This is a genomic window from Paenibacillus sp. 7541 (assembly GCF_002276395.1).
GTDB lineage: Bacteria > Bacillota > Bacilli > Paenibacillales > Paenibacillaceae > Paenibacillus_AQ > Paenibacillus_AQ campinasensis.
Genome location: NZ_NQLZ01000035.1, coordinates 17,777 through 36,742 on the forward strand (window position 1 = coordinate 17,777; position 18,966 = coordinate 36,742).

Annotated in this window: 11 protein-coding genes; 8 read left to right on the forward strand and 3 right to left on the reverse strand. The window is 53.2% G+C overall.

Going from position 1 to position 18,966, the window contains the following annotated elements:
* Nucleotides 1-26: 26 nt before the first annotated feature.
* The gene (locus CHH75_RS19875; RefSeq protein WP_095399015.1) at nt 27-1,952 is read left to right on the forward strand and encodes a PAS domain S-box protein; all 1,926 of its coding nucleotides are present in this window, start codon (nt 27-29) and stop codon (nt 1,950-1,952) included.
* A 161-nt stretch (nt 1,953-2,113) separates the two neighbouring features.
* Here the strand turns inward: CHH75_RS19875 and CHH75_RS19880 are convergent, their stop codons facing one another.
* On the reverse strand, nt 2,114-3,826 hold the full coding sequence (locus tag CHH75_RS19880) for a cellulase family glycosylhydrolase (RefSeq protein WP_095399016.1): 1,713 nt from the start codon (nt 3,824-3,826) through the stop codon (nt 2,114-2,116).
* 659 nt (nt 3,827-4,485) lie between these two features.
* Complete coding sequence (locus tag CHH75_RS19885) at nt 4,486-7,986, reverse strand: copper amine oxidase N-terminal domain-containing protein (protein WP_095399017.1); 3,501 nt, start codon at nt 7,984-7,986, stop codon at nt 4,486-4,488.
* A 317-nt stretch (nt 7,987-8,303) separates the two neighbouring features.
* Between CHH75_RS19885 and CHH75_RS19890 the strand changes: the two genes are divergently transcribed.
* From CHH75_RS19890 to CHH75_RS19910, 4 genes are all read left to right on the forward strand, one after another.
* On the forward strand, nt 8,304-9,314 hold the full coding sequence (locus CHH75_RS19890) for a C45 family autoproteolytic acyltransferase/hydrolase (RefSeq protein WP_095399018.1): 1,011 nt from the start codon (nt 8,304-8,306) through the stop codon (nt 9,312-9,314).
* A 1,009-nt stretch (nt 9,315-10,323) separates the two neighbouring features.
* Nucleotides 10,324-10,719, forward strand: a complete 396-nt coding sequence (locus CHH75_RS24950) for a hypothetical protein (protein ID WP_176475624.1) — start codon at nt 10,324-10,326, stop codon at nt 10,717-10,719.
* 66 nt (nt 10,720-10,785) lie between these two features.
* On the forward strand, nt 10,786-12,528 hold the full coding sequence (locus CHH75_RS19905; protein ID WP_095267299.1) for an ABC transporter ATP-binding protein: 1,743 nt from the start codon (nt 10,786-10,788) through the stop codon (nt 12,526-12,528).
* Entirely contained in the window at nt 12,521-14,389 is a 1,869-nt protein-coding gene (locus CHH75_RS19910) for an ABC transporter ATP-binding protein (RefSeq protein WP_095267300.1), read from the forward strand. The genes CHH75_RS19905 and CHH75_RS19910 overlap by 8 nt, the downstream gene beginning before the upstream one ends.
* 296 nt (nt 14,390-14,685) lie before the next feature.
* On the opposite strand, the gene CHH75_RS19915 is transcribed toward CHH75_RS19910, so the two are convergent.
* A complete protein-coding gene (locus tag CHH75_RS19915; RefSeq protein WP_095399020.1) occupies nt 14,686-16,077 on the reverse strand; it encodes an MFS transporter in 1,392 nt (463 codons plus the stop codon).
* 116 nt (nt 16,078-16,193) lie between these two features.
* Here CHH75_RS19915 and CHH75_RS19920 point away from each other — a divergent pair, with 116 nt between their 5' ends.
* From CHH75_RS19920 to CHH75_RS19930, 3 genes are all read left to right on the forward strand, one after another.
* Nucleotides 16,194-17,105 (forward strand): LysR family transcriptional regulator, encoded by a 912-nt coding sequence (locus CHH75_RS19920; protein WP_095267305.1) that lies wholly within the window; start codon nt 16,194-16,196, stop codon nt 17,103-17,105.
* Nucleotides 17,106-17,389: 284 nt separating this feature from the next.
* Nucleotides 17,390-18,166 (forward strand): ABC transporter permease, encoded by a 777-nt coding sequence (locus CHH75_RS19925; RefSeq protein WP_095267306.1) that lies wholly within the window; start codon nt 17,390-17,392, stop codon nt 18,164-18,166.
* Nucleotides 18,163-18,963, forward strand: a complete 801-nt coding sequence (locus CHH75_RS19930; protein ID WP_095267307.1) for an ABC transporter permease — start codon at nt 18,163-18,165, stop codon at nt 18,961-18,963. Before CHH75_RS19925 ends, CHH75_RS19930 begins: the two co-directional genes overlap by 4 nt.
* Nucleotides 18,964-18,966 lie beyond the last annotated feature (3 nt).

Sequence of the window (18,966 nt, forward strand, 5' to 3'; positions counted from 1 at the left end):
CGATAGCAGGAGGTGTGAACATTAGCATGAGCAATATCAGTGTATTTGGCAATCAGGGATTGTTCGAGCATGTATATAAAAATGCGCCCATTGGCATCGCTTTGGTTGCGATTGATGGGAACTGGATTGATGTCAATCCGGCTGCTTGCAAAATTTTAGGCTACACCCAGGCGGAGCTTACGGCCCTTCCGGCAACGGATTTTATATTGTCCGACAGGCTCGACAACTTGGAAGAATTGGTTGAGATGATGAGCCAAGGGACAGACAAATTCGAGACGGAGCGGCAATACCATCATAAGAATGGCAATAACATCTGGGCGGCTGTTCATGTCTCCCTGGTCCGGGATGAGGAGAGCGGCGAGCCGCTGTTTTTCATCTCGCAATTGGTGGATATTACCGACAGCAGGGTGGCGGAACAGAAGCTGCAGGAAAGCATTGAACGTTATACCTCTTTGAAAAAATATAACCATGATGCCATCATCTCGTTCGGGCTGGACGGTCGCATCATCAACGGCAACCAGATGACAGAGCAGATGACGGGCTATAAGATTCCGGAGCTGATCGGAAGGAGAATCTCCAAGCTGATCGGGGAGCAGAACTTGGCGAGCATTCTGAATCCGGCGAAGGACTACACATTGATCGAGCAGGATATTACCGAGATCAGGCACAAAAGCGGCAAAATGGTCGAAGTACTGTCCACTCTGGCCCCAATCATTATCCATGGAAATACGGTGGGCTACTACATCATCGCCAAGGATATGACGGAGCAGAAACGGCTCATTATCGAGAAGGAAGCGGCGGAGAAGACCAACAAGGCCAAGAGTGAATTTCTGGCCATGATGAGTCACGAGATTCGCACACCGATGAACGGAGTTATCGGCATGACGGATCTGATTCTGGAGACCGATTTGTCTCCAGAGCAGCGGGAATATATTGATATCATCAAGAAAAGTGGCACCACTCTTCTGAACATCATCAATGACATTTTGGATTTCTCGAAGATCGAGTCTGGCAAAACCGAGCTGGTCGAGGAAATCTTCGGCGTGCGCAGCACCATATCGGAGACAATCAATCTCATTTTGCCTAAGGCGCTTGAGAAGAATCTTGAAGTGACCACGTCGGTATCGCCTTGCGTGCCCGAAGTCGTTGAAGGGGATGTTACGAAGCTGAGGCAGGTGCTGATCAATCTGCTTGGCAATGCGATCAAGTTTACGCCAAACGGCGCAATCACCACAACAGTGAAGCTGCTGGCACAGGAAAAGGATACGGTGACGCTGCAATTTTCGGTGCGTGATACAGGGATTGGCGTGCCGGAGCATAAGGCTCCACAGCTGTTCGAGCCGTTTTACCAAGTGGATCATTACATGACCCGGCATGTGGAAGGCACGGGTCTCGGGCTGGCCATCTGCAAGAAGCTGGTGCATCTGATGGGCGGAGAAATATGGTACGAGCCATCCCCGGATCATCCGGGATCAGTATTTATGTTTACTGTAAACTTCAAGGTGGAAGAAGATGTTGTGGAAACCCCGGAGGCAGAAACGTTGGAGGGCGTGCCTGGATCGGGGAATGCGCTGAAAATTCTAATCGCGGAAGACAATGAAGTGAACCAGCTCGTATTGAAAAAGATGGTTGAGAAGCTCGGCTATAACTCCACGGTGGTGGACAATGGGCAGGAAGCGATCGAGGCATTTAAACGCTATCCGTACGATATCATTTTCATGGATATCCAAATGCCATACCTGGATGGTCTGGAATCTACCAAGAAGATCCGGGAGCTGGCAGCAGGGGACCGGCCTCCCTTTGTGGTCGCGGTGACGGCCCACGCCATCAAGAATGATCGGGAGAAATATTTGGCGCTCGGGATGGATGAATACATCAGCAAGCCCGTCAGCATGGATGAGGTGTCCCGGGTCATTCAGCACTATCGAAAAATGGCCGAGGCGCCGGTATAAGCTTTGCTGTGCGCTCAAGTCCATGCGATTGATATGGATATGTGCGATGCCTCGCGTCATATCCGTCCATCGGGAGCCGGCTCTGCCCGCGCAGCAGCGCGAAAAGCCCTGCAAGGATCATAGAGATCACTTGTAGGGCTTTTATATGATAGATATAACCCTTATCTCGGACTTCCGGTTACGTGGTTTCCGTTCTTGGTTATGCTGTATTCCAGCATTTCACCGCTCCAGAAATGGAATTTCAGATGTACGTCCCCGTCCCGTACTTCATTGAAGAAGTTCGAATGGAGCTCGATGGTTCCATCATCGTAGGAAGGGGAGAAGGTATAACCGAACTCTTTGAACGAAGTCCAGTTCTGCGGGCCGGCATTGCTGCCATCCGGATATACAGCCTCCATCGTCGCCAACTGATCGCCGCGGAAGGAAGCCGGGATAAGGAAGGATTCGGTTGTCCCGGTTGCCGGTTGAAGCTGCGGCTGATCATTCACGATCACATGGAACTTCCAGTCTGCACCTTGGTTGAACTTGGCGGTCAGCTCGGCGTTGACGCCATACTGCCCAGGGGTAACGAGCCTTGAGAGCAGACTGGCTTTGATCGTCAGCCGATCACGGAATATCGTATAATCCGAGCCGGCATTCAGCGTTTGTTCACCCAGCGTGAGCGCAGTAAAGTGATTTCCATTCAGATTGAGCGTCATGGAAACATCCTGGAGGGTGCTTCCTTGCCCGACAAAGATCAGGTCCGTTTCCGCGGTGGATGACCGCCCGCTCCAGCCGGCCTTCATTATATGGAAGAAGTCGGGGTCGTTCCACGTCAGAGAAGAACGGTTGAAATGCTGCCCGTTATCCCACAGCATGTGCACAATCTGTTTCTCCTGAACCACATGCGTCAGATACTCGAAGAATTTCAATTTCTCACCCTGCTGAATGACACCGGTGTTTCTGTCAAAGCCGAGCAGTCCGTATTCTCCAAGAATGACAGGGATCCCCCGCGCGGTAAACGTCTGATGGACATTGCGGAACGTTTCATCAATATCGTTCTTCGTATCCTCTTCGAAATGGGTGTACCCGGCAATGTTGACGCTGAACGGCCAGAAGCCGTAGAAATGCACAGTTGCAATCAGATGGTCGTCATTGAGTTTGGACATCGTTTTGTACAATTCGTCCATACGTTCCTGCGTAGGCGACGCTTCGAGCGTAGACAACACCAGCGGCCGGTCCGCGTTCAGGCTTCCCGAGCTGCGCACTATGCGATGGAAGGAGACGTTGAGTTCATCAAGCATTTGAAATTGCTTATGCTCATCTGTCGTTCCGCCATCGGTGAATCTCGGCTCATTCACGCTTTCGAACATCAGCTGATGCGGATGATCTTTAAAGCGATCGGCGATTTGTGTCCAGAGCGCATTGAAGCGGGCAACCACGTGAGCACGGTTGTTCTCCATATGGCTGATCCACAGCCAAGAGTCATGATGGACGTTCAGCATGACATAGAGATCTTCCTCAAGCGCCCAGTCCACCACCTCCTGAACCCGGTCCATGTAAGCCGGATTCACGGTATAGTTCGGCGCGTCCCCGATGTGATAATCCCAGGTCACCGGAATTCTGATGCTCTTATATCCCTGGGCAGCAATGTGCTGAATCAGCTCGCGGGTGACTCGAGGGTTCCCCCATGCGGTTTCATCAGCACCTACAGCATCCAGCGTATTGCCAAGGTTCCAGCCAGGCTGCATATCGTCAACGATGGACTGAAGCGTGCTGGTGCTTGCAGCCTCCGGGCTTGCATCGGCTGCTGAAGCTTGGGAAGGAGCGAGTGAGAAGAGAAGGCTCGACACCATTGCTAAGGTGAGCAGAACAGGAAGCAGTCGTTTTGTCATGGTCATTCTCCTTTACTTGAAGTTTCGTGTCTGGCGGCATGAAATCACCGAGAGCTGTTGCAATCGGGATGAATCGCATCACCTCACTTGCTGCGATGTTTGCTTCAAGCGAATGGCATGCTAGCTCCAGGCTGGTTACTCTTGAGCTCTAGGTGAATGGCATGCTAGCTCCAAGCCGGTTGCCTATGAGCTCTAGGCGAATGGCAGCCAGCTCCAAGCTGGTTACCTTTGAGCTCTAGGCGAACTGCGAGATTAGCTCCAAGCTGATTGCACATTAGCTTCAGGCTAAATCCGGATATTAGCGATAAGCTTGTTGAAAGCGCTTTCTGTATAAAGTTAACATAAAAATCCAGCTGGGAGTACTGCAATAATTTGAAGAAAAATCATGGGAAAATTAGAGATGAGGGAGATGCCTGGGGTGCCAGAGATGCCTGAGATAGCCGGGATGCATGAGATGCATGAGATACCTAGATGCCCGAGATGCCCCTGACTGGCAGAAGGTTCTCTTGACATCACTTGGCCGTTTTTCGGTCAGTTGTTCCTCGCGGATAAAACAAACCGCCCTCCCTGTCGGAATCATCCGCAGGAAGGGCAGCTTGGTAAGCTTCCTATTCATTTGTTTCATGCACGAGTCCAGCTCGCGCGGTGTTGTCCTCATTTTATGGAACGATAACAAGCGATTTGGAAGGCTTGGATAACGGATTGGCCGCTACTGCCGTGGACGACAATTTCGTATTGCCTTTCTTGGCAGAGGACAGCACGAATACAGCGTACTCAGTGCCTTTCTTAATATCCTTGCCTAACGCGTCTTTTTTGATGGCGTCCGTTGCTGTGTCATCCTTATCAGCGAATTTCAGCTGAACGGCGACGTCCTTGCCATCCGGCTTGATTTTCAGCTCACTGTCAAGTTGGGTGCCAGCCTCGGTAGCTTTCTTCAGATCGAAATCCTTCAGATCCTCCTTGGCCACCAACAAGATGTGATAAGCTTCAACATTACGCTCATCGATTGCTTTGGTAAAGCTGATCTTCAGCGGGTTCGGATCTTGGGTCAGCTCGGCTTTCACGTTGGTTACTTGCACTGGATCCGGTACAGTGAACACGCTCGAAGACTTTGATATTTCATGGTTGGTTGACACTTTACCGTCAGCTATTACGAGAACGAACACCCGGTACGATTGACCAGCCGTGATAACATTGCCATCCACATCCTTCGCGTTTGCGTCAAGGGTAGCTGAATATTCTCCGGCAGGCGGATCAACCTTGATATAGTTTCCGCTGGCAACGGCGGTCGCTTCTGCTAATCCGAAAGGCTTCGTCTCAGGTACAACCATGATGCGGTATTCCTGTACGGTGCCCGGATTCGGAGCTGGAGTGAAGCGAACCCGAATATCGCTGGCGTTGCCGCTCGTTCCTTCGATGCCGGCATATACGTCCGTAGGAACCCCGACCGTCGTTCCCGTCAGGCGGACGACGCCGGATGGCTGGGACAAGGCGTTATTATTGGCATTTCCGTCCTTGCTGACCGACAGTACAAACACTTGATAATCGACCAGATTCCGGATGGCTTCCCCGTCAACATCGACATGGGTAGGCCGCAGCACATTGCTGAAATTGTTTCCAGCCGAAGCGGTATCGTAACGGCCAGCCTGAACGGCGTTGGCCTGACTCAGGTTGAAGCTGGCAGCCTTCGACTGCTTCACGACCATGATCCGATATTCCTGGATGTTGCTGTCGTTGGCCGCTCTCGTGAAGGAGACAGACAGATCGCTGGCATCGCCCCGATTGTCAACATCGCTAGCCTGAACATTCGTCACGGCAGCGACCTGGGTGTTCCCCTTGAGAGTAATAACATTGGACGAAGCGGACAGTGCATTGCCCCCGGTCGTGTTGCTGTTGGCCACGGACATCACATAGACACGATAGCCGACCTCGTTGCGGATGCGCTCGCCGTCGGTGTCATTGCTTGCAGCGTCCAGGTTGATCGTAATCGGGCCGCCGCGTTTGTCGACATACTTGTAGTTATTGTTGTTAATCGCCTGGGAGAGCGTGAGGCTCTTGTTCGACTTTACAACATAAACTCTGTAGTGACTGATGTACATTTCATTCGTTGTCGGATTGAACGACACCCTCATATCCGTGCCGTTTCCATTGTCGCTCGTATCGCTGACCACAGGTGTAGAGACAGGTGAAATCGTCTGGCTGCTGGTCAGCGTAATCGTGCTCGAAGGATAGGACAATGCATGATTGCCGGAATAAGCAACCGACATGACATACACGCGATAGCTGACCCCGTTCTGAATCAGTGCGCCGTCGATATCGCGGCTGCTCGCCAACAATGTGCTCGTGATGGTGTTGCCGCCAGTTTTGTTAATATTCGTATAATTGCTGTTGATGTTGCTGGCTCTGTACAGATCAAAGGTGCTGTTATCAGACGCTTTAACAACAAATACCCGGTAATGGCTGATGTTCGATTCATCCGATGGACGGGTGAAGGACACCTGAAGGTCCCGGCCGTCGTTACTGTTGCCTACATCGTTGACATACAGCCCGGAGACAGCCCCGACACTGCCCGTATTGTAGACAAGGACGATCGGATTAGAGACAGGGGACAGCACATTGCTTCCACTGCCGCTGTTGCTGACTGCCATAACGAATACTCGATAATTCACACCGTTTCTCAGTAGAGCGCCGTCCACATCCCTTGCATTGGAAGACAAGGTGGTTGTGATGTTCGAGCCGGAATTCGTCTTGCCCACTTGCGTGTAATAGCTGCTGTTGGTAATCGAATTGGCTCTGCTCAGACTGAAATATGAGTGCTCGGATTCCTTGACAACAAAGATGCGGTATGCGCTAATATTCGACTCATTGGATACCTTGTTGAAGGTTACCCGCAGATCGCGTCCGTCCCCATAATCGCTAACATCGGCTACCTGAGTAATAACCGGTGCAGTGGTTGCGCCTGATGCCAGCGTGATGGAGGAAGAAGCTGCTGACAGCTGGCTGGAAACGGAGTTCTCATTGGTGCTCACAGACATGACAAACACCGTATAAGGGATGCCGTTGCGGATAAGCTCTCCGGATGTATCCCTTGCGCTTGAGCTTAGGTTCGCCGTCAACGTCGTGCTGGTGCTGCTCGTTTTGTTGACGCTGGTGTAGTACTGGCTGGATACGTCCTTGGCTGCAGCGAGGTTAAAGCTGCCGATATCCTTCGTTTTTACAACCATGATGCGATAGTTGAGAATGTTGCTCTCATTCTGGGCGCGAGTAAAGCTGACCGACAGGTCGCGCCCATCGTTATGGTCGCTAACATCGCTTACGCGAACATTCGTCGCCGGCTGAACCGCATTGCTGTTCGTCAGCGTCAGTGCTTGCGAAGGCGTGGATAAGGCCACGTTTCCGCTGTTGCCGAATGCGAGAACATAGGCTCGATAAGCCTGGTTTTCACGAATCAGTTCGCCATCGGTATCCCGCGCACCGGAGGATAACGCTTGGGTCACATTCGATCCATTAGGGTATACGGCCGTGTAGCCGCCCATCGGCACTTGGCGCGCTGCCGCCAGATTGAGCGATTTGGATTGCTTAACGATCAGAATGCGGTAGTGAGAGATCATTGATTCCGTTGACGATTTGGTGAAGCTGACCTGAATATCTCTTCCGTCACCTGCGTTCCCGATGTCCTGCATGCTCACGTTTGTCGGTGCTGAAATGTAATTGGTTGGGGGAGGGGCCGGCTTTGACGTTGTGATCGTTACGGTTTTGGTTCTGGAGTTCCAGCCGATCTTTTCGCCGAGCGCTTCGCTTGCGAAGCGGACAGGAACCATTGTTGTACCTTTTAAGTTTTTGGCCGGTACGTCAAGGCTAACCGTTTGACCATTGATCGTGGCCGTATTGGCGTTGATTCTCAGCACAATCGTGGTGCCGTTTCTGCTTGCGGTTACCGTTTGCGTTTTTTGATTCCATTTCACGGATGCGCCCAGGGACTCGAAGATCGCCCGCATCGGCAGCATTACACGCCCCTGAATCATGATCGGTGCTTGATTGGATGCTACCTTCGTCCCATCAATCAGCACGGTAATGTTGACGGCCGCTTGCGCCTGAGACTGAAACATTAATGGCACAATGAGTAGCACGGCCAACAGGGCAGTCCATACTTTTTTCACTTGCTCAACCTCCTGAATAGTATCTTGTATGATGTTATAATTTTCCTCCCTAACTATGACGTTTTTGCCAGGAGAAAAGTTTCAGCTAATTAAAGCTTTTAATTATTATATCGTGTAACTGGTTGATTCTGTTAAGTAATTGATCATATGGACCTGTGCCGGACGTCCTTTTTTATCCATGCTTACATGCTCCGTAAACCGTTTTCTAATGAAGATTCAACAGATCTCTAGTCGGAAACTGGCTATAAACATACAGTAAGTTTATAATTGTAGTAACTACACATTTCCAGACTTTGTAATTTCGGGAGGGGAGTAAAGTGTCAGAATTCCGTGTGAGGATTCTGCAGCTAAGAGACCAAGCTTATAACAATGGGGTAAGACTTGGAGAAGCCTTTCGGGCAGTACAGCAGCGTTTTGAAGCGATGGTCAGGCCGCAGATTGATTTCGATGAGATGAAGCGCATCTACACCGGCTTTGCGCCGCATCTTCTTGAGGAAATTTACGGAGCGGCTGAAGGTTTGGGATGTGGAGTGGCGAAGGCATCCGCCCTCCTTAGCGGATACGATATTCCGAGTATTCCCGCGATGGGCTGCTCTGCCCTGATAACGGACCGGTATTATGTAAGAAATTACGATTTCACACCAGCGATTTATGATGGCTTGTTTACGCTGAATGAGACAGGAGAAGCTTATGCCTCGGCAGGCTATAATCTGCAGGGAATTGGCAGGCATGACGGCGTGAATGAGCACGGGCTTGCCGCGGGTCTTCATTTTGTCAGCTTTGACGGATACCGCAAGGGGCTGTCCCCTTGGATAAGCGTTCGATTTATATTGGAGATGTGCAGGGACGTAGACGAGGCTTCCGATATGCTGAAGGAGATTCCGCATGCAGCCTGCTATAACTTTTCATTGGGGGATGCCATGGGCAATATGGCGGTAGTGGAGGCCAGCCCGTCCGGGGTTACGGTGCGTAAAGGGGGAGTCGCGATGGATTGTGTGAACCATTTTGAAGAGCAGAAGGGCAAGAACAGGCAGTCGATTGAGCATTCGCTTCGGCGCAGTCGATATATACAGAGACTGAAGACTGGTGATTTGTCCCATAGGCAAGCGTTCGAGATGTTTAAGGATCTGCAGTCACCCTTGTTTTTTACCGATTATGAGCAGTGGTTCGGTACACTGCATACGTTCTCTTATAACTATGAGGAAAGCACCATTATGACGGCCCTTGCCCGTGGCAATACCCTGCAGTTCTCATTCCGTGAATGGATGGATGGCCGCGATCTCAGCGAGATGCACCTATCGGGGCGGCTGGAACGTAAGGGAGAGTGAGCTCCGTGCGTAGACGAGCTCTTCGGGCCGTGATGGGCCTTGCTGTTCTATTTTGTCTATTAACGCTGGGCGGTAATGAGGATGGCAATCGCGAGTTGAGAACCTATCGCAATACCCCTCAGACATTCAGGATTGCGATGTCGGTTGCTTATACGAAGGATCATAGCTACGACAGGTTCGGAAGCCCGGATGTTGTCAGGGAGGGAGAGGATGGTATGTATGAAATTCGATACATATCCGATGGCAGTCGCTTGATCACTCTTTATGACACTACTGGGAGAATTGTAGATGAATGGCGTTTGAAAAGACTTCTGGAAAGAAGAGATTTCTGCGCGATTATTCCGGGAACACATGGCGTATCGGGAGGTGGGAAAAATAGATCCGTACTCGCCTCCAATAGCAATTCATCCTGATCATCAACGTGCGATTAGTGAACATCGGCTTGCAGACTCGGGAACCATTATCCTGCACTACCTCCGAAAAGATGATAACTGGATAGTAGAGACGATGAATTATAGATATGATTTCCCCTTCGGTTTGGTTAACAGACTACGGCCGGAAGATCTAGATCCTTTATTAGCTTCACGGTCTGAAAGGTGAGTGTACCTTAGTCCGCTTTTTCGGGTACAGGGTTTCGCTTAATGAGAGTTTAGTTTTCGTCAGTTCGGTGAGGACCCGCTTTCAATATTTTCCGGGAAATAGTATAGTCTTAGCTCCTAACCCTAGGATCAAGATGGACACCCAATCACGAGAATCTCCCATCAGAGCATCCAGGAATGCGTTAAGTAATGGGTGCCTCTTAGCTTCAGAAGCTGAAGCTAGGGGTACTTTTTTTATAGACTGAAATCCCAATGTATGTTTGCATATATAGTCGATCAAGCTAGATTTTCTGGTTTCTCGATGAATCACAATATACGTTCACTAAATGCGTCATGAAGATTCGTTGACAATATGCATACAATTGTATACGATGATTTCATATATCATTGTATACATAAGGAGTGTTAGGGTGAATCATTCCGAGAATCGACTGTATTGGAAGGACGATCATCAAGGCGGGGGCCCTTCCCATGATGAATTCAAACGTCCAGGGGGAGGCGGAAAGCGGAAAGAATGCCAGCGCGGTCCCCAGACATACCGCCGCGGCCGGGCGATTGAGTTTTTAGAGCGAATGCATGTGAAGCGCGAGACGCTGAAGCAGCAGCTGGACGCACAGGAGTATCAATCCATCCGTCCGATAGTGCTCGGTGAATTAAAGGCGATCGATATGGTGATCAATGAGTTTATGCAGCTGTTTGATCTGCAGAATAAGGAAGAAGCCGAAGCGTCTGCACCAGCGGAATCAGGAGCTTCTGCCGGGTCTGAAGGTCCGAACGACCTGAGGGGGGAGAATCCATTTAACTGAGCTTAATGTAGGCCTGACGCCGTGTGCACTATTACATAGACGGGCCTTAACTTCGGAGGAATGCATATGGGAATTGTTTTTTCTTTTTTGAAGAAATATCGCGTAGCTGCGATTGCGGCGCTCACCATGATGCTGATTGAATTGACGGTCGAGCTGATCCAGCCGCTGCTGATCTCCAAGATCATTGACGATGGCATTCAGGTTCAAAATATGTCGGTGGTATGGATGTGGGGAGGCGTGCTTCTGGGAAGCGCTGCCATAGCCTTTGCTGCCGGAATAGCGAGCTCCTTCTTTGCCGCGCATGCGAGCCAGGGGCTTGCATATGATTTGCGGGAAAGTCTATATGAGAAGGTCCAATCCTTCACCTACTCCGTGTTCAACCGTTTCGCAACCTCGTCGCTGATCACTCGGCTGACAGGGGATGTGACCCAGATCCAGGACACGGTGTTTATGGGGCTGCGCTTTATGACGCGGGTCCCGCTTGTTGTGATCGGCAGCATTGTGATGGCGCTGGTCGTGAATGTCAAGCTCGGGCTGATGCTTGTGCTCACGGTACCTCCGCTATTTATCTTCATCGCATGGATGATGAAAAAAGCGGCCGATTCCTTTCGTCAAGTACAGCGGCGTCTGGATGCGGTGAACGGTGTAATCCAGGAGAACTTGACGGGTATCCGTCTCATTCGCGTTTTTGTACGTATGGGTCACGAGATTGAGCGCTTTGCCAACACGACAGGCAAGCTGATGCGCAGCACCGTGTCCACGCTGCGTCTGACGGAAATCACGATGCCGTTCATTCTGCTCATCATGAATGCCAGCATCATGGCCATTCTATGGTTTGGCAGAAACGATATCGAGGCTGGCAGCGCATCGCTCGGGCAGGTCGTTGCCGTACTGAACTACTCTTTGCGCTGCATCGGCGCCATGTCCACCCTGTCTTGGGTTGTGGCTGCCTTTTCCCGCGGCCAGGCTTCGGCCGGCCGGGTGCAGGATGTCATGAGCACAGCATCCCAGGATGCTTCCGAGCAGACGGCTGGGGCCCGGTCCGCATCGGTTCCTGCGTCCTTGAAAGGCGAAGTCGAATTTGACAAGGTCGGCTTCAGTTACCCTGGCAGCGAGATAACGGTACTGTCTGACATTTCGTTCAGGGCATCTCCGGGGGATCGAATCGCTATTATGGGCGCAACCGGCTCCGGCAAGTCAACGCTGGTGCAGCTCATTCCGCAGCTCTACGAGGAGGATGGCGGTACGGTCCGCATCGACGGGATCAAGGCGAAGGAGATCGATCCGCTCCGGCTGCGGAGCAGCATCGGCTATGTACCGCAGGAGGTGATGCTGTTCTCGGGCACGATACGCGAGAACATCGCCTGGGGCCGCGAGGATGCTTCGCTGGAGGAGATCCAGGAGGCGGCGCGCAGAGCGCAAATCCATGACACGATTGCCCAGCTGCCGAACGGGTATGATACGATCATCGGTCAGCGTGGCGTCAATCTGTCCGGCGGGCAGAAGCAGCGCCTTTCCATTGCCCGGGCATTGGTGCGCCGTCCGGCCATTCTTATTCTGGATGACAGCACGAGCGCGCTCGATGTGAGCACGGAGGCGAAGCTGCTTGATGCGCTGAAGGATTTGTCCTGTACGACATTCCTGATCACGCAGAAGATCAGCTCCACTACGTCGGCGGATCTGATCCTGCTGCTGGATGACGGCCGCTTGATCGGCAAGGGGGATCATGCATCGCTGATGGACAGCTCTCCGCTCTATCGACGCATCTATGAGTCCCAATACGGAGAGGAGGAGGTGCGCCATGCTTAAGGCATTGATTGAACCTTTCCGCCATCCGCGCCCGAAGCTGGATCTCAGCGGCGCGAAGGGTGGCAGTGGAAGCAAGCCTAAAGCCAAGGCCAAGAACTGGTCGGGAACGTTGGGCCGCATCTGGTCTTATCTGGCCCGCCGCAAGGGCAAGCTGACCCTTGTGCTGCTGATGGTTGTAGCCAGCTCCGGCTTGTCTCTGCTCGGTCCTTACCTCTTGGGCGTAGGCGTGGACAACTTCCTGGAAGGCCCGGGGGGACCTGACTGGATATACTTCCTTGTCGGTCTGGCCTGCGTCTATGGGCTTCTGGCACTGACAACATGGCTGCACAACATCTGGATGATCGGGATTGCCCAGGAGACGGTGTACCGAATGCGGATGGATTTGTTCACCCATCTGCATCGCCTGCCGATTCCGTTCTACGGGAAGCGGCAGCAGGGCGAAATCATGAGCCGCCTGACCAACGATATCGAGAATGTCAGCTCCACGTTGAACAGCTCGGCGATTCAGATCTTTTCCAGTGTGCTGACCTTGGTCGGAACGGTGTCGGTCATGTTGTGGCTCAGCCCGCTGCTTACGCTGCTCACCTTCCTTGTTGTGCCGCTGATGGTTCTCGGCATGCGCTGGATTACCCGGCGAACCGGTCCGCTGTTCAAGGAGCGCCAGCGCAACCTTGGAGACCTGAACGGCTACATCGAGGAGACGCTGTCGGGACAGCGGATCATTAAGGCGTTCTCGCAGGAGGAGCGGGTTATCCGCGAGTTCGGGGAGCGCAACAAGCGAATTCGCTGGTCCGGATTTTGGGCGCAGAGCATTTCAGGCTTTATTCCGAAGCTGATGAACGGCTTAAACAACCTCAGCTTTGCAATCGTGGCTGGCATCGGCGGGATTATGGCCATTAAAGGCTACATCTCGGTCGGAGTCATCATTATATTCGAGAGTTACGCCAGACAGTTTACCAGGCCGCTGAACGACCTGGCCAACCAGTGGAATACGCTGCTTTCGGCGATTGCCGGAGCGGAGCGGGTATTCGAGGTGCTGGACGAGGAAGTGGAGGCCAAGGACGAGACGGGTGCCGTTACGCTGAGCAAAGTGGAGGGTGCCGTGAAGTTCAACAACGTGTCCTTCTCCTATGACAAGGGCGGGGATACGCTGGAAGGCATCAGCTTTGAGGCGAAGCCGGGGGAGATGATTGCGCTCGTCGGGCCGACAGGCGCGGGCAAAACGACGCTCATTCAGCTCATATCCCGGTTCTACATTCCCGATAGCGGTCAGATTACGCTCGACGGGCGCGATCTGTCCACGATTCAGAGGGAAAGCCTTCGCTCCCACATGGCGTTTGTGCTCCAGGATTCGTTCCTGTTCAAAGGCACGATTCGTGAAAATATCCGTTTTGGGCGGCTCGACGCAACCGATGAAGAGGTGGAGGAAGCGGCCAAGCTGGCCAATGCCCACTCGTTCATCGTCCGGCTGAAGGACGGCTATGACAAAATGCTGGACGCCGATGGCAGCGGCATCAGCCAGGGGCAGAAGCAACTGCTTGCCATCGCCCGTGCGATTCTGGCCAATCCGGCGATGCTCGTGCTGGATGAAGCGACCAGCAGCATCGATACGGTGACGGAGATCAAGATCCAGGAAGGGCTTCAGCGCTTGATGCAGGGGCGCACCAGTTTTGTGATCGCTCACCGTCTGAATACGATCCGCTCGGCCGACCGGATATTGGTGCTGAAGGAAGGCAAGCTGATTGAGCAGGGATCGCATGACGAGCTGCTGCGGCAGGGCGGCTTCTACAGCGACCTGTACAACGGGCAGCTGAAGCGGGCGGTGATGCAAGCGGCGATGAACGAGGGGATCCGAGGATGAATGCGGGAACCCCCAAGCCGAACGGGCTGCGCCGCAACGGCTGAGCAGCTAAAGTTTCGGGCACCATGGGGCAACGATGCGTGTTTGCCGAGGGTCTGCTCGGTACAACAGAACCACCGGGCAAGGGAGAATGAAGTTCCCTTGCCCGGTGGTTTTTTCAGCGCCGCCGCGAAGGCCGCCTGCTGCCGGCTTGCATGGAGGTGGGAGCAAGCGATGCCTCCCCTGTCGCATCGCGGCAGGCTTCCTCGAACTGCAGAGCCAGGCCGGCGTCAATAGCAGCCGCTAGTGTAAGCGGCCTATCCCTTGCTGCCTGTCGCCTGAAGCTCAGGGAGCAGACGCCCGCGCCGCCCGAACTGGACAAAAAACAGCAGGAGGATGCCGAGCTGCACAGCCGCCAACACGACGTAAATATTACTGTAAGTGGAGGCGCCCGGATTGAGGCTCAGTGGATTCCAGGCCGAGGAAGCGTCCAATTCGACCGCCTTGCCATATATGCCCGTCGAGATTGCGCCGGACAGGAAGTTCAACAGGGAGAACAGCCCCATTCCGACCCCGGTCTGCTCCTTCGGCAGGGACAGCGAGATCGTCTTCGACAGTGAAATCTGCGTGAACATTTGCCCGACGTTCCCGAATATGAGGAACAGCGCGATCCAGAACGGGGATACGCCCGCAAAGGAAGACAGCAGGATAAAGCCGGACAGAAGGAGTGCGGAGGCGGCATAGAATAGGAAGGACGTTCCTTTCGTATCGGCCAAACGGCCTCCGGTTCTGCCAAGGAACGCGGCTACGACAGCCCCGGGCACCATGGCGAATCCGATCCATCCTGGCAGGAGCTGGTGGACGTCCGACAGCAGCTGCGGGGTCAGAAACGGCAGGGCGTAGCCGACGCTCACCGCGAGGACGCCAAGAGTCAGGCCGACCGAATAGCCGGCATTGCAGAACAGTCGAGGCTGGACGAAGGGAGCCTTCGCCGTCCGGATGCGTATCATGAACAGAACGAACAAAACCAGGCTGCCTGCGGCGTATAACCAGCCGCCTTGCGTAACCGCGAGCAGCAGCAGGGCAACCGTTCCGGCGAGCAGTCCACCGCCAAGCCAGTCGATCGTTCCGCCCTGCCTCTGCTCGTCGCCTAAGTACTTGCGGTACAGGGGCACAGTGAACAGAATGAGCAGCGGAATGCAGAAGAGCCACCGCCAATGGAACGCGCTGACCAGCAGCGCGGAAACGATCGGGCCGATCGCGCTGCCGATCGCAAGCCCGGTTGCCGTAATGCCCAGTGCCCGGCCGCGCGATTCTGGAGGGAAATAGCGGACCGGAATGATCATGGCCGTCGCCGGGATGACCGCTGCTCCCATGGCTTGGAGAATCCGCCCGAGCAGAACCACCCAATAAGCTTGCGCTCCGAGGCCGACCATAGAGCCGGCGAAGAACAGGAGCAGCCCAAAGGTCAGCAGATTTTTCAATTTATACGTATCGGCCAGCTTGCCGTATATGACTGAGCCGATGGCATAAATGAGCATGTAAATCGATGATACCCAGCTTACCTCGGCAAAGGAGAGCCGAAAATCCCTGCTCATTTCAGGCAGGACGATGTTGAACATCGTGGCGCTCATCGATGAGATAATCATCGTCAAAGCAAGAATGCGAATCAATTTGTCGGCGTAAGGCCGAACGGGATCGGCTTGCATGTTGATTCCCCCTTTCCTTTGGATACGATTTATTTTACAATCGATAGTTGATAAATAAAAATATATATTAAGTTATAAATTCATATACTAAAGGTTATGAAAAGGAGGGTTATATTATGGAGCTGCTTCAGCTTCAATATTTCCGGACCGTTGCCCGCATGGAGCATATGACCAAGGCTGCGAAGGAGCTGCGCATTGCCCAGCCTGCCCTTAGCAAGACGATCGCCCGACTTGAGGAGGATTTGGGCGTCCCGCTATTTGATCGGCAAAACCGGCAGATCAAGCTGAATGAATTTGGCAGGGCTTTTTTGAAAAGTGTGGATACGGCATTGTCCGTGCTGGAGGAGGGACGCCGCGAAGTGGCAGATCTGGCGGGAATGGAGAAGGGCACCATTCGCCTTGCGACGACCGTCTTAAATCGCCTCTCGAAGGCGCTAGGCGCTTTCCGCGCGGCTCATCCCGAAGTAAACTTCCGAATTGTCCAGATTGCCCCCGGCTCGATGATGGATATGGTCGAGATGCTGGAGAACGGCGAGGTGGATTTGTGCTTTAATGGAGCCTCGCTAGAGGAAGAACGGCTTCGCGAGCTTCCCGTCCTGCGCGCCGAGGTCTTTCTGGCCGTACCGTCTGGGCATCGGCTGGAGGAGCGCGATTGCATCGCGCTTCGGGAAGTCGAAGGCGAGCCGTTCATCGAGTACAAAGCGGGCCATCCTTTCCGTAAAATGAACGACGAAAACTGCGAAGCCGCCGGCATTCGCAGGGACGTTGTCTGCGAGGTGGACGAACCGGAAGCGCTGTCGAGCCTTGTGGCTGCGGGCCTCGGATTGGCTTTTGTGCCAGGCTGCAAAGGCGACGACAAGCCGCCTTACTCGCTGGTACGGATCGAGACGCCTTCGTGCTACCGAACGTTCTCCGTCGCATGGCTGGAACGACGTTATTTGTCCAAAGCGGCGGTCCTATTCCGGGAGTTTCTGGTCGATTATTTCAGCAGGTTGCAGGAACCGGTGCAGCGCAAAGACGCGATGTGACGACTCGCGTCTTATTTTTTTCGGGTTAGGATTCCACATTGGACGAGGAAGCTCTGGGATCGTATACAGCTCTTATTGGGTGTTCTCTCTGTCAGACAACGGATGTTCCGAATAATGCAAATAATGCAAAAAGCGGTTTGAATCAAAACGGCGAGGGCCGAAGTTCACGCCTAAAAAATGGTTGCCTCCTTAGGAAGGATCTGGTATGATGGTGTCCTTCTCTCATTTTCGCCTTGTCTGAAGTGGACGGATTCACCGTCTAATATGCTTATCGGAGGTGTCACATGCTTTACTTCACTTTGGCCTCGAAGGCCTATGCCCGCAATTTGCAGTACCGTGGGGCCCACATGGTTCACAACATCGCCAGCGCGATGTTCGGCTTCATGTATGCCTGCATCTGGATCGGCCTCGGTGCTGATCATGCGCTCGGAGAATACGGGACGCAGGGAATGGTCGCTTATATCGCCTTCACGCAGTCTGCGCTCTGGGTCACCAGCTTCATCACGAACGGTCTGGGTATTCCCCAGACGGTCCGAACCGGACATATCTCGCTTGACCTCATGAGGCCTGTTCATCTGTTTCCCCACCTCATGGCTAGGGAATGGGGGCAAATCGCCTACCAATTCATCTACAAATCGATCCCGATCTATCTCGTGTATTACTTCGTGTTCTCCATTCAATTACCCGGCACGCTTACATCTTATCTTTACGTTGCCATCGCGCTGATCGGCGCTGCGTATCTGTCCATCTGCATGAACTATCTCATTGGCGCCTCGGCGTTATGGACGACGGAGTCCAGCTGGCTGTATTGGGGCAATCATGCCATGATCAACCTGCTTGCAGGCTTTTTTATTCCGATTGAATGGCTCCCGTCCTGGCTGCAAACGATCGCCTGGCTCTCTCCTTATCCGTATCTGCTGTATGTGCCGACAAGACTTTATCTAGGCTTTGGCGATGCCTCTTATTTATGGGGGACGCTGTTTTGGTGCGTACTGCTGACCCTCATCTGTTTGACGGCAACTTTGCTCCTTAGACGGAAGGTGGAGGTGCAGGGAGGATGACGATGAGATCCTGGATATCTCTGTATGCGCTGCTGATTCGAACGAGCATTCGCAGCCGCATGCAGTACAAGTTCAACTTTCTGCTCGGCACCCTGCTTGCTGCGCTGATCCAAATTTCTGAGTTTCTGATGGTGGCGATCGTGCTTTATAAATTCGGAGCGATCCAAGGCTGGTCCATGCATGAGATCGGATATCTGTTTGCTGTCATGACCTTATCCAAAACGATCTACCGCATGTTTGCCGACGAAGTGCATCATCTGGAAAAGTATCTGGTGAACGGGGAGCTGGATCAGCTGCTCACCCGGCCGATGCCGGTGCTGCTGGCATTGCTGCCGCAGAAATTCCGGCTCATGCCTGGGGAAATCCTGCAGGGCGGGTTTCTGCTCTGGTGGTCGCTTGACGGCATGATGGCGGACGGGCAGATCAGCTGGGTAGCGGTACCGTATACGCTGCTCATCATTGGCACGGGTGCGGTCATTTTGTTTTCCATTGGACTCGCGACAGCAACTTGCGGGTTCTGGATGACAAGAATTACCGTGTTGCAAAATTTGACGGAAGATGCCGCCCGTTCGGCAGCCCAGTATCCGCTGACGCTGTATCCAAAATGGATGATCTCGCTGCTGCTGTTTGCCATTCCGGTCGGACTGGTCAATTATGTGCCGGCCCTGTATATATTGCGCGGTGAACTCGGGGGATGGATACTGCCGCTGCTGGCTGTGGCGGCGCTGTTCTGCCTGCTGTTAAGCGTGAGGTTCTGGCAGTACGGAATTACGAAATATCAGAGCACCGGTAGCTAGAGG